At 65.9% G+C, this 12,449-nt stretch carries 11 protein-coding genes; 2 read left to right on the top strand and 9 right to left on the bottom strand.

Features of this window, described 5'->3' with window-relative positions; translation table 11 throughout:
• Nucleotides 1-128 precede the first annotated feature (128 nt).
• Nucleotides 129-467 (top strand): hypothetical protein, encoded by a 339-nt coding sequence (locus tag I8N54_RS00055; protein ID WP_140194629.1) that lies wholly within the window; start codon nucleotides 129-131, stop codon nucleotides 465-467.
• Here the strand turns inward: I8N54_RS00055 and I8N54_RS00050 are convergent.
• The gene (locus tag I8N54_RS00050; RefSeq protein ID WP_140194631.1) at nucleotides 464-1,300 is read right to left on the bottom strand and encodes a BKACE family enzyme; all 837 of its coding nucleotides are present in this window, start codon (nucleotides 1,298-1,300) and stop codon (nucleotides 464-466) included. The two genes, I8N54_RS00055 and I8N54_RS00050, sit on opposite strands and share 4 nt — an antisense overlap.
• A gap of 189 nt (nucleotides 1,301-1,489) precedes the next feature.
• On the opposite strand from I8N54_RS00050, the gene I8N54_RS00045 reads away from it, so the two are divergent.
• On the top strand, nucleotides 1,490-2,986 hold the full coding sequence (locus I8N54_RS00045; protein WP_140194633.1) for an alkaline phosphatase: 1,497 nt from the start codon (nucleotides 1,490-1,492) through the stop codon (nucleotides 2,984-2,986).
• 61 nt (nucleotides 2,987-3,047) lie between these two features.
• On the opposite strand, the gene I8N54_RS00040 is transcribed toward I8N54_RS00045, so the two are convergent.
• The 8 genes from I8N54_RS00040 to dnaA all read right to left on the bottom strand — a co-directional run bounded on the left by I8N54_RS00040 (nucleotide 3,048) and on the right by dnaA (nucleotide 12,449).
• Nucleotides 3,048-3,953, bottom strand: coding sequence for a DMT family transporter (locus I8N54_RS00040; RefSeq protein WP_140194635.1), 906 nt, complete (start codon nucleotides 3,951-3,953; stop codon nucleotides 3,048-3,050).
• 193 nt (nucleotides 3,954-4,146) lie between these two features.
• Entirely contained in the window at nucleotides 4,147-6,564 is a 2,418-nt protein-coding gene (gyrB, locus tag I8N54_RS00035; protein ID WP_140194637.1) for a DNA topoisomerase (ATP-hydrolyzing) subunit B, read from the bottom strand.
• Between the two features lie 137 nt (nucleotides 6,565-6,701).
• Nucleotides 6,702-7,322, bottom strand: coding sequence for a LysE family translocator (locus tag I8N54_RS00030; protein ID WP_140194639.1), 621 nt, complete (start codon nucleotides 7,320-7,322; stop codon nucleotides 6,702-6,704).
• A gap of 10 nt (nucleotides 7,323-7,332) precedes the next feature.
• Nucleotides 7,333-7,860, bottom strand: a complete 528-nt coding sequence (locus tag I8N54_RS00025; protein ID WP_140194641.1) for a GNAT family N-acetyltransferase — start codon at nucleotides 7,858-7,860, stop codon at nucleotides 7,333-7,335.
• Complete coding sequence (locus I8N54_RS00020; protein ID WP_140194643.1) at nucleotides 7,850-8,689, bottom strand: phosphotransferase; 840 nt, start codon at nucleotides 8,687-8,689, stop codon at nucleotides 7,850-7,852. The genes I8N54_RS00025 and I8N54_RS00020 overlap by 11 nt, the downstream gene beginning before the upstream one ends.
• Nucleotides 8,686-9,789: a DNA replication/repair protein RecF gene (recF, locus tag I8N54_RS00015; RefSeq protein ID WP_140194644.1), complete on the bottom strand. Its 1,104-nt coding sequence runs from the start codon at nucleotides 9,787-9,789 to the stop codon at nucleotides 8,686-8,688. The genes I8N54_RS00020 and recF overlap by 4 nt, the downstream gene beginning before the upstream one ends.
• An 83-nt stretch (nucleotides 9,790-9,872) precedes the next feature.
• Entirely contained in the window at nucleotides 9,873-10,991 is a 1,119-nt protein-coding gene (gene dnaN, locus I8N54_RS00010; RefSeq protein ID WP_140194646.1) for a DNA polymerase III subunit beta, read from the bottom strand.
• Nucleotides 10,992-11,111: 120 nt separating this feature from the next.
• Complete coding sequence (dnaA, locus tag I8N54_RS00005) at nucleotides 11,112-12,449, bottom strand: chromosomal replication initiator protein DnaA (protein WP_140194648.1); 1,338 nt, start codon at nucleotides 12,447-12,449, stop codon at nucleotides 11,112-11,114.

Raw genomic sequence — 12,449 nt, 5'->3', positions numbered from 1 at the left:
CGGGTCTCCCTCTCGTTCGGGCCTGTATCGACCATCGGATCGCCACTGTCAGCCTCGGGTCGGGAAAACCGCCGTTTGAGCGCGCGCCGGTCACCAGTAACCTGTGCCCAGACCAAGGGGATTTCAGCATGAGACATTTCATTGCGGCCGTCGCCGCCCTGACCATCGCCACCAGTGCGACTGCACAAACGACCGACCTCAAGGGGTTCTACGATCTGTCCGGCGCCTGCAGCGCGACGAGCGACGGGCAGGTCACGATCACCGAGAACCACATCGCGTGGTGGGAAAGCGCCTGCGATCTGACCCCGCTCACCCCGATCCCCGGCCTCGGCAACAGCCAGGTCTTCGATGCGACCTGCTCCGGCGAAGGCTACGAGTGGACGACACGGATGCTGTTGATGACCGACGACGAAGGCGACCTCGTCATCCTGTTGCCGGACTACGTGACCGAATACCGCCGCTGCTAGGCGATCGGGCGCAGGCCGAGGATCTCGCGCGCCTGTGCCGGCGTAGCGACCGGCCGCTCGTATCTGTCGCAGATCTCGACCGCCCGCTTTACCAGCGCCGCGTTCGATGGTGCCAGAGTTTCCCGATCGAGCCGGACATTGTCCTCAAGCCCGGTCCGCGCATGACCACCGGACGAGATCGCCCATTCATTCAGAAGCAATTGGTTCGCCCCGATCCCGGCAGCACACCACGGCGCGTCATCGCCGAAAAGACGATGAACCGTGCGGATGTAGAAGTCGAACACCTCCCGGTCGGCAGGCATGGCGTTCTTCACGCCCATCACGAACTGTACGTAGGGGACGGGCGGGATTTGCCCGGCCTTTGCCATCTCCGCCGCTCTCAGGATGTGTGACAGGTCGAACGCCTCGACCTCGGGCACGACGCCGTGCATCGCCATCTCGGACGCCAGCCAGTCGACGAGATCCGGCGGATTCTCGTAGACCCGCGTCGGGAAATTGTTCGATCCGACCGAAAGAGACGCCATGTCCGGGCCGAGCGGCAACATCCCACCGCGCGCCTGACCGGCACCGGACCGGCCTCCGGTCGAGAACTGAACGATCATTCCGGGGCAATGCGCCTCAAGCCCCTCTTTCAGACGCGCGAACTTCTCCGGATCGGAGGACGGCGTCTCATCATCGTTGCGGACATGCGCGTGACAGATCGTTGCGCCCGCCTCGAAGGCCTCCTGCGCGCTCTCGACCTGTTCGGCGACGGTGATCGGCACCGCCGGGTTGTTCGCCTTCTTCGGCAGGGAGCCAGTGATCGCGACACAGATGATGCAGGGGTTCGACATGATCTTGCGGCTCCTCCTCCGGCCCTCTGACATTGTCTACAGTGGGGTCGCGAAGAAGGCACCCCATCACGTAACATTATAACATAACGGGACTTTTTTCGGACCGTTACCCTCTTGTTACATCATTGTCGCCAACCTGAGAGGTCACGGGCCTATTCCGCCCGGGCAACATTCTGCAGGGGAAATCAAATGAACATCAGGTTTGCAGTTTCCGCGCTGGCCCTCACCGCGGCCACGTCGGCCAACGCCCAGGACCTCGCCCAGTCCGGCAGCGACTGGTTCGTCGCCGGCCAGACAACGATCCAGGAAATCCTGGACCGTCAGCCGAACACCAACACCGCACGCAACGTGATCGTCCTCGTCGCCGACGGCAACGGCGTCTCCACCAACTATGCCACGCGGCTCTTCATGGGTCAGCAGGAAGGCGGCCTCGGCGAGGACTACGTCCTGCCCTACGAAGGCAACGACTTCTACAACGCGCTGGTGAAGACCTACAATATCAACGCCCAGACGCCGGACTCCGCGCCGACCGCCGGTGCGCTGAACACGGGCGTGAAGCAGCGCTTCAACCTGATCAACCTCGGCGAGAACGCGATCCACGACGATTGCACGACCGAGGCCGACAACGGGCTCGACCTGTTCTCCGAGATGATGACCGAAGCCGGCAAATCCGTCGGGATCGTCTCCACTGCCCGCATCACCCACGCGACCCCGGCAGCAGTCTATGCCCGCACCGCGAACCGCAACTGGGAAGACGCCGTGCCGGAAGAGTGCGAGAGCTCCCGCGACATCGCCACTCAGCTGATCGACCAGATGGAAGCCGGCGTCATCGACTTCGCGCTCGGCGGCGGTGGCCGTTACTTCGCGCCCGAAGGAACGGCCCACGGCGAGATCACCGGCAGCCGCGCCGATGACAGCGACCTCGTGGCTCGTGCGATGGACCTCGGCGCGCAGTTCGCGTCCAACCAGGAAGAGTTCGACGCCCTGTCCCTCGACGGCTCCGCCCCGGTGCTCGGCCTCTTCGAAGACAGCCACATGATGTACGAGTACGACCGCACCGGTGAGCCCTCGCTGGCCGAGATGACCGCCGCCGCGATCGAGTATCTCTCCACCAACGAAGACGGCTTCTACCTCGAGATCGAGGCTGGCCGCGTCGACCACGCCAACCACGCCGGGAACCTCTACCGGACCCTGACCGACGGCGTCGCCTTTGCCGAGGCCGTGGCCATCGCCGACGAGATGACCGATGACGAGGACACGCTGCTCATCGTCACGGCTGACCACGAGCACGCCATCGCGTTCAACGGCTACTGCGGCCGTGGCTCGGACATCACCGGCCTCTGCTACGACATCGCGCAGGAAGGCATCGAGCACACCGACGAGCTGGTCCTCGCCGCCGACGGCAAGCCCTACTCGATCGTGGGCTACCTGAACGGCGCCGGCTCCGTCCTGATCGAACAGGAAGACGGCACCTTCTCCGGTGAGCGTCCGGACGTCGACCAGGAGACCGTGACCGACCCCGACTACCTCCAGCAGGCGCTGGTCCCGATGTCGTCCGAGACCCACTCGGGCGTCGACGTGGCCGCTTACGCCAAGGGTCCGTTCGCGCACCTCGTCTCCGGCACGCTCGAGCAGAACGTCCTGTTCCACGTGATGCATCACGCCGTCTTCGGCGCCGGCGAGTAATCGTCAGACCATCCGGAAAGCGGCGTCGGGTTACCCCGGCGCCGCTTTTCTTTTCAGGGACTTACCCAGACTTCGGCGTTGGTCTCCGGTTCACCAGGACAATGCCGCAGACCGCCAGAGCGGCGCCGAGTCCATGTGCAGGCAGCAGCCGCTCGCCCAGCAGGACCACCGCAAGAACGGCACCGAAGACCGGCATCAGGTGGATGAACTGGCCCGCCCGCTCCGGCCCGATCCGCGCCAGACCCCACGACCAGAACAGGAACCCGAGCAGCGACGCGAAGATCCCGATGTAGAGGATCGCCGCGACCACGCCGAAGGTCGGCTCGAACCGCTGCACTCCGAACAACAGCCAGAATGGCACCATCATGGCGAGCCCCGCGATGATGCTCGCCGCCAGTGTCACGTCCTGCGGCAAGTCCGGTGGTCGCCGGCGGAGCAGCAGCGAGTAGGCGGCCCAGACGACGATCGCGGCCAGCATCCAGAGTGTCCCGGTATCTAACCGGCCCAGCTGGTCCTGCCCGCCGCTGCCGAACAGCAGGATCACGAGGGCCCCGATCGCCGACACCACCAGCCCCGCGATCTGCATCGCGCTTGGCCGGAAACCGTTCCAGATCGCTCCGCCCACGACAGTGACCACCGGCGCGAGCGACAGGATCAGCAGCGCGTTGACCGCCGGGGTGAGGCGCAGAGCCTGGTAAACGAGGGTATGGAACCCGGCGATGCCGGTAAGGCCGAGCAGCAGGATGAGCCGCAGGTCCCGCCGGATCACGGCGCGATGGCGCACCAATGCGGGCAGCGTGAACGGCAGCAGCAGCGCGAGGCAGATGAGCCAGCGGATCACGTTCAACTCGAGCGGCGGCACGCTTCCGCCAAGCGCCCGCCCCGCGATGAAATTGCCCGACCAGAACAGCGCGGCGAGTGTCAGGGAAATCGTGGCGCGGGCGCCCGCGCCCGAGGTGTCCTGCATCTGTGCCTCTACCCGTCAGATCGGCATCGTCCCGAGGCGCTTTGGTCGGCATTCGGGGGTGCGCATTGAACGCGCACCCTACGTGTCCCGGGTCGTCGCAACAAATCGTAGGGTGCGCGCTTGATGCGCACCCCACCCCGTCATCCGATACGCACTCGCCCCCATCATCCGATGTGCGCCGTGCGTCCCGGCATCAGAAGTCCAGGTTCTCCACCGACAGCGCGTTCTGCTGGATGAAATCGCGGCGGGGCTCCACCACGTCGCCCATCAACTTGGTGAAGATGTCGTCGGCCTCGGTGCTGTCGCCGATCTTCACCTGCAGGAAGGTCCGCGCATCGGGATCGAGCGTCGTCTCCCAGAGCTGCTCCGGGTTCATCTCGCCCAGACCCTTGTAGCGTTGAAGCGTCAGACCGCGTTCGCCTTCCTCGAGGATCGCCTTCAGAAGGTCGAGCGGCCCGTAGATCACCTGCTTGCGATCCTTGCGGAAGAGCGTCGCCGGCACGCTGTAGACGTCCTGCAGCGCCTTGGTGAAGCTGCCGGTGCGCCGTGCCTCGCCGGAGCGGAGCATCGGGCCGTCAAGCGTGCGGACCTCTTCCACGCCGCGCAGGATGCGGGCAAGACGGATGCCCTTGTCCTGCGTGATCCTCCCCTGCCAGCCCTTCTCGTATTCGAGCGCGATCAGGTCGAGCCGGGCGGCCACGTCGTTGGCCACGCCCTGGAGGTCGGCATCTACCGCGCCGGGCACGAAGGCCCCGGCGATGGCGGCCTGTTCGAGGATGTGCCGCTGGTAGTGCGTCGGGAACGACCCCAGCACCCCGCGCAGCGACCGTGCGTCCTCGACGACGCGCCGCAGGTCCTGCCCGACGATCTCCTCGCCCGAGCCGAGGCGGAGGGCGGCGCCCTCGATCCCCTGCTCGATCAGGTAGTTGTCCATCGCCGGCTGGTCCTTGAGGTAGACCTCCGACCGGCCGCGCGTCACTTTGTAAAGCGGTGGCTGCGCAATGTAGATGTGACCGTTGAGGATCAGCTCCGGCATCTGGCGGAAGAAGAACGTCAGCAGCAGCGTGCGGATGTGCGCCCCATCGACGTCGGCGTCCGTCATGATGACGATCTTGTGGTAGCGCAGCTTGGAGATGTCGAACTCGTCCCGCCCGATCCCGGTGCCGAGCGCCATAACGAGGTTACCGATCTCCTGGCTGCCGAGCATCTTGTCGAACCGCGCCCGCTCAACGTTCAGGATCTTGCCCTTGAGCGGCAGGATGGCCTGCGTGCGCCGGTCCCGGCCGGTCTGGGCGGAGCCACCGGCGGAGTCACCCTCGACGAGGTACAGCTCGGTGAGCGTCGGGTCCTTCTCGGAGCAGTCCTTCAGCTTGCCGGCGAGGTAGTTCACGTCCATCGCCGTCTTGCGGCGGGTCAGTTCGCGCGCCTTGCGGGCGGCTTCGCGGGCCAGCGCCGCCTCGACGATCTTGCCGACGATCATCCGCGCCTCGTTCGGATTCTCCTCGAACCACTCGGAAAGCTTCTCGCTGACGAGGCTTTCGACCGCAGGCCGGACCTCGGAGGAGACGAGCTTGTCCTTCGTCTGGGAGGAGAACTTTGGATCGGGGACCTTCACGGACAGCACGCAGGTCAGCCCCTCGCGCATGTCGTCGCCGGTGAAGCTGACCTTCTCCTTCTTGGCGATGCCGCTGTCGGTCGCGTACTTGGTGATCGTCCGCGTCAGCGCGCCCCGGAAGCCCGCCATGTGCGTGCCGCCATCGCGCTGCGGGATGTTGTTGGTGAAGGGCAGCACCGTCTCGTGGTAGGTGTCGTTCCACCACATCGCGACCTCGACGGTGATGTCGTCCCGCATACCCTCGACGTGGATCGGGTCGGGCAGCATCGCGGTCTTGGAGCGGTCGAGATACTTCACGAACTCCTTCACGCCGCCTTCGTAGAACAGCTCGCTGCGGAGCGGCTCCGCCGGGCGCTCGTCCTCGAGGATGATACGCACGCCACTGTTCAGGAACGCGAGTTCGCGCAGGCGCTTCTCCAGCGTCTCGAACGAGTAGTCGAGGTTGGAGAACGTGTCGGTCGAGGCGAGGAACCGCACTTCGGTCCCGGTCAGCCCCTTTGCTTCGCCGACCACCTCGAGGTGCTTGGCGGTCTCGCCATGCTCGAACCGGGCGACGTGTTCCTTGCCGTTGCGCCAGATGCGCAGTTCCAGCCAGACGGACAGCGCATTGACGACGGACACGCCGACGCCGTGCAGACCGCCGGACACCTTGTAGCTGTTCTGGTCGAACTTACCGCCGGCGTGGAGCTGGGTCATGATGACCTCGGCCGCCGAGACGCCTTCTTCCTGGTGGATGTCGACCGGAATGCCGCGCCCGTTGTCGAAGACAGAGACGGAGGAATCCGCGTGGATCTTGACCTTCACATGGTCGGCATGACCGGCCAGAGCCTCGTCGATGCCGTTGTCCACGACCTCGTACACCATGTGGTGCAGACCGCTGCCGTCGTCCGTGTCACCGATGTACATGCCCGGACGTTTGCGGACGGCTTCCAAGCCCTTGAGAACTTTGATGGAATCAGCGCCGTATTCTTCCGGTATGCGCTCCGGTTCTGCCATGTTGGTCGTCCTTGTTATTACTGCCCATCATATACGATTTCCGGGCGGCATTGTCACGCGAACTACACAATATTTGGTAGATCCGCGCCACGCCCGGCCGACACCGCGGAAGGCCCTCCGAGAGCCCTCTCCGCGGCTCAGGTGAACGGGATGACGAGGCCGACGGCGATCAGCATTCCACCCGCCGTCCGGTTGGTCCGGCGCAGCGCCGTGGGCGAGGTCAGAAGCCGCCGCGCCCGGTCGATCATGCTGGCGAGCGCGAGGTTGCCGAGCAGCGGCACGATGGCCGACAAGGCCGCGATCGCCGCCATGTCGGCGATGGTCAGGGCCGTCAGATCGAAGAACCCCGGCAACACGCCCATGTAGAACAGGATGGCCTTCGGGTTTCCGAGGATCACCGCGACACCGGCCATGAACCCGGCCCACATCCCGGGCCGCGTCAGACGGCTGTCCGTTGCGATACTCTTGTCCGCATTGCGCCAGACGAGCACGCCCATGACGAGGAACGTCACACAGGCCACCCAGCGCAGCACGGTCATGAAACCCGCGAACACGCCGACGATCCACGTCACCCCGAGGATGGCGAGGAACGGCCAGAGCACGTCGCCCACGACCACACCAAGCGCCAGTGGCCACGCGGCGCGGAAGCCGCCCGACATCGCCCGCGCGGCGAGGGCGACCCACACCGGCCCCGGCGTCAGGAACAGTATGAACAGCGCCCCGGCATAGAGGGCGAGTTGCGAGGCGGTGACGGTCATCTCACGCTCTTCAGAACATGCTGCCGGCCACGTCGACCAGCGCGTCGTCGTCCCACGGCGTGTCGTCCAGCGCCATGACCATGAGCCCGTCGGACGGGCCTTCCTTCACCTCGTTCGTGCGCGCGCCCGTGCGATCGAGCCATCGCAGCGGGTTCTGCTTCGCCACGAAACCGTTCGCGGCATAAAGCCCGGCGTTCCCGAACAGCAGGAAGACGGAGGCGGGGCTGGCCTTCGCCTCGGCTATGGCGGCCTCCAGCATCTTACCCGCGATCCCCTCGCCCCGGCGGTCGGGATGAGTGCAGACCTCGGCCAACCCGACCATGTCCACCAGGCGGTCGCCGACGCGGATCGCGCGGTAAGTCATCGCCATGTGCCCGACCAGGCCATCGTCCCAGGCGAGGATGCGGACATGGTGCCGCTGACCATGAAAGCTGCGCCCGCCGAACCCGGCGCGGGGGAAGCAAAGCTGGATCAGCGACTCCGCTTCGGCTTCCTTGGCGCGATCCAGCCGCATCTCTTCGATCCGTTCAATCTTCATCCAGACCTCTCCCTTCCAGCATCGCCGGGATCCACCGCTCGACCACCGGCTCGTCGTTCATCGCGAAGGCCCAATAGGCGGCGATCCACGGCTGCACCTTGACGGTCAGGTGTCCGAGTTCACGCGCCTCAAGCCACCGCACGGCGAACGCACGGTCGGCCTCCCTTGCGCCCGGTGTCACGTAGCGGCTGAGCGCAACCGCCGCCACAAGCGGCGTCAGCCGCCGGTCCGACAGAAAGCAGCCATAGCCGAAATCGAGGACGCCGGTGATCTCCGTCTCCGTCGCCATAAGGTTCGACGGGTAGTAATCCATATGAACCAGCCCGACGGGCCCGTCGCCGAGCCCCGGATCGGGCGCGGGGATGTCCAGTGGCGACGCCGTCAGCGACCGCTCCGCCAGCAGCCGCAGGAATGTCGGCCCGTTATCGGAGGACAGCGGCGCCTCGTGGCAGATCTCGCGGTGGGTCGTGCCGCCCAGCAGGTCTCCCAACCGAATGGCGGTCTCCATGTAGCCGGAGACCAGCGCCTCCCGGTCGCAATCGCCCTCAAGAACCACGCTCAGCGGGCGGCCCGGCAGGCGGCTTTCGACTGTCCAGTACTGGCCATCCGTCTCGCCGGTCTCCAGCACGTCCGGAATCGCAATGCCCGCCGCACGAGCGCCCGGCTGCAGGTCATCGTGCAGCACCTTGCGCCGCTCGGTCTGGTCGTCAAAGCCGCCGCCGCGCCAGACCCGCAGCACGCGCGCCTCGTCCAGTGCCCAGACCTGCGCCTCCCCGCCTTCTCCGAGCGGCGGGCCGGACAGGCCAAAATGCTCCAACACCGCCCTCATGGCGTGCCTACCTCGCTGATACCGTCCGTTTCACGGACTTCGATCCTCTGCGCCCGGTCGCCAAGCTCTTCGAACAGCTCCGGGCCGGTTCCTGTCATCCACGCCTGCGCGCCGAGCGCAACGATCTCGTCATAAAGCGTCGCCCGCCGTGTCGCGTCCAGATGGGCCGACACCTCGTCCAGCAGCAACAGCGGCGGCGCGCCCGTCCGCGCGGCCAAGGCCCGACCGTTGGCGAGGATCAGCGAGATCAGCAGCGCCTTCTGCTCGCCGGTGGAGCAATCCTTCGCGTCGACGCCCTTCGCTTCGTAGACCGCCGCGAGGTCGGTCCGGTGCGGGCCAAGGAGCGTGCGCCCGGCGGCCATGTCTCTCGGACGGTTGTCCGCAAGCGCACGCCTGAGGTCTTCCTCGTCGCCTGGCAGGCCGCCGTCGGGCTGGATCAGCGACAGCGCGGCAGCAGGGAACGCCGTGTCAGCCCCGTCCTGCGCCGCGCGGAGCTCTTCCAGTGTCGCCAGCCGGGCCGCGTGGATCTTCGCCCCTGCGGTGGCCATCTGGGCCTCGAGCGCGCCGTACCAGTGCATGTCGCGCACCTCGTCCTTCAGAAGGCGGTTCCGCTCCCGCATCGCCTTCTCGTAGGTCAGCGTCTCGGCGGCATGGTCGGGTTCGAAACTCAACACGGCACGGTCGAGGAAGCGCCGCCGTCCCTCCGCCCCCTCGATCCAGAGCCGGTCCATCGACGGGATCAGCCAGAGCACCTGCGCGATCCGGCCCAGCGCCACCTGCGGCGCGGCCTTGCCGTCGATCCTGACCTGCCGCGCGGCTCCGCCTTCGGACCATGTCTCCACCTCGTGCGGGCGACCCGGTGCGTCGAGTTCCGCCGTCACCTTCCAGCCGAGGGCCTCCGGACGGCGGGTCATCTCCTCCGCGCTCGCACGGCGCAACCCGCGCCCGGGAGAGAGGATCGAAACCGCCTCCAAGAGGTTGGTCTTGCCCGCGCCGTTCGGACCGTAGACCGCAACCGGACGCGCGTCCGTTTCGACCACGGCCCGCTTGTGGCTGCGGAAATGGCTGAGGGTCAGCCGGGTGACGGCGAGCGTGCCCATGCGGCGCTCAGCAAAAATCCCGACGGATCGGGATTTCGCTGGCTGTCATAAGGTCAGACGGCTGTCCGCAAGCGGACACCTGGTCAGACCCGCATCGGCATGACGACGTAGACGGCGGAGGTATCGCTGCCCTCGCGCATCAGCGTCGGGTCGCCGGACGAGTTGAACAGGAACACGGCGTTCTCGCGGTCCACCTGGCTGGCAATTTCGAGCAGGTACTTGGCGTTGAACCCGATATCGAGCTTCTCGTCGGCATAGGCGACGGCGAGCTCTTCCTCGGCATTGCCGCTGTCGGGCGCATTCACCGAGAGCACGAGTCGGTCCTCGTCGAGGCTCAGCTTCACGGCGCGGCTCCGCTCGGACGAGACGGTGGCGACACGGTCGACGGCCTTGGCGAACTCGCTGGCATCGACTTCGAGCTTGCGGGTGTTGCCGCTCGGAATGACGCGGCTGTAGTCCGGGAACGTACCGTCGATGACCTTGGAGGTCAGCGTGATGTCGGGCGTCGCGAAGCGGATCTTCGTCTCGCTGACGGACACGGCGATTTCCATCTCGTCGTCATCCAGCAGCTTGCGCAGCTCGCCCACCGTCTTGCGGGGCACGATCACGCCGGGCATGTCCTCGGCACTCGCCGGAAGCTCTGCGTCGATCCGTGCCAGCCGGTGGCCGTCGGTCGCGACGCAGCGCAGCACACGGCCGCCATCACCCTCGGCGATGTGCATGTAGACACCGTTCAGGTAATAGCGCGTCTCTTCCGTCGAGATCGCGAATTTCGACTTGTCGAACAGCCGCCGCAGAACGGGGGCCGGACAGGCGAAGTTCGTCGTGTATTCCGACGAGGCCATGACCGGGAAATCCTCGCGCGGCAGCGTCGCCAGCGAGAAGTTGGACCGGCCTGCCATGATCTGCAGGCGACCGCTCGCCCCGTCCTCGGACAGGGTGACCAGCGCACCGTCGGGCAGCTTGCGGACGATCTCGTTCAGCGTCACCGCCGATACCGTCGTCGCGCCGGCCCGCTCAACCTGCGCCGGAGCGCGATCGACGACCTCGATGTCGAGATCGGTCGCGCGGAACTGGACCGCCTCGCCCTCGGCTTCGATCAGCACGTTGGCAAGGATCGGGATCGTGTTGCGGCGCTCGACAACCGATTGCGCCTGGGCGACGGCCTTCAGCAGAGCGCCGCGTTCAATGGAGAATTTCATGCCCTCGCTCCGTCGTTGCCGGACCGTCCGTCCCGGGAGGGCAAAGCTACCTTAATCCCCCACCGGCTCAAGCGGTTTTGTGTGACAGTCGGCAAGTGTTGCAACGCCGTCAAGCGACGCTCAGTCCTCCAGCGACCGCCGCAGCATTTCCAGGTCGTCGGCGATGCCGCTGTCGGTCTGACGCAGCTCGTCGATCTTGCGGATGCCGTGCATGATCGTGGTGTGATCCCGGCCGCCGAACCGGCGGGCGATCTCGGGCAGGGAGCGGTTGGTGAGCTGCTTGGACAGCCACATCGCCACCTGCCGCGGCCGCGCAAGCGAGCGCATCCGGCGCGGGCCGATCAGGTCGGCGAGGCGGATGTTGTAATGCTCGGACACGGTGCGCTGGATCTGGTCGATCGTGATCTTCTTGTCGGACGCCCGCAGGATATCCGACAGGCAGTCCTGCGTGAGCTCGAGGTCGATCTTGCGACCGACCAGAGACGCGAAGGCGTACAGCCGGGTCAGCGCCCCTTCGAGCACGCGAACGTTGTTGCTGATCCGGTGGGCCAGATACTCGAGCACGCCATCCGCGATCTCGAGCTGCGGGTAGTCGCGCAGGTAGGCCTCGACCTTGGACTGCAGGATGCCGAGGCGAAGCTCGTAATCCGTCGGGTGGAGGTCGACGACGAGGCCGCTGGCCAGCCGCGACATGATCCGGTTCTGGATGTCTTTCATCTCTCCCGGCGCGCGGTCGGCGGAGATGACGATCTGCTTGCCCTGGTCGGCGAGCGCATTGAACGTGTGGAAGAACTCTTCCTGCGTGCTGTCCTTGCCGGCGAAGAACTGGATGTCGTCGACCATCAGCACGTCGACGTTCCGGAAAATCTGTTTGAAATCGATCATCTTCCGCTCCCGCAGGGCGGTGACGAAGCGATACATGAACTGGTCGGCCGAGAGGTAGAGCACGTCCAGGTCGGGCTGGTTCTGACGCATCTCGTGGGCGATCGCGTGCATCAGGTGCGTTTTGCCGAGGCCGTTGCCGCCGTACAGGAACAGCGGGTTGTAGACGATGGGCGCGCCTTCGGCGACGCGGCGCGCGGCGGCATGGGCGAGCTGGTTCGGCTTGCCGACGACGAAGGTGTCGAAGGTGAGCCGCTGGTCGAGCTTGGCGCTTTCGGAGTCCGGTTTCTTCGGCTGGGCCGCAACAGGGGCCGCCCCGGTGTTGGCGACATCGGCGGCCCGCACGACGAAGGTCATGCGCTCCACGTCCTTACCGACGCGGTTGAGCTGGTAGATGATCTGTTCGGAGAAGTTCTGCGTCACGTAATTGCCGATGAACGTCGTCGGCACCGCAACCGTGAAAACACCATCATTCAGCGAGCTGAAGGAAAGAGGCTCGATCCAGTGGGAATAGTTGCTGTCCCCGACCGCGCCACGCAATTCCTGCTTCAGCTCGCTCCACTCTTCCTTCGTCAT

The sequence above is a fragment of the Pelagovum pacificum genome (assembly GCF_016134045.1).
Lineage (GTDB): Bacteria > Pseudomonadota > Alphaproteobacteria > Rhodobacterales > Rhodobacteraceae > Oceanicola > Oceanicola pacificus_A.
Note: the sequence above shows the minus strand (reverse complement) of the source record. Positions and strands in the feature narration are given on the sequence as shown.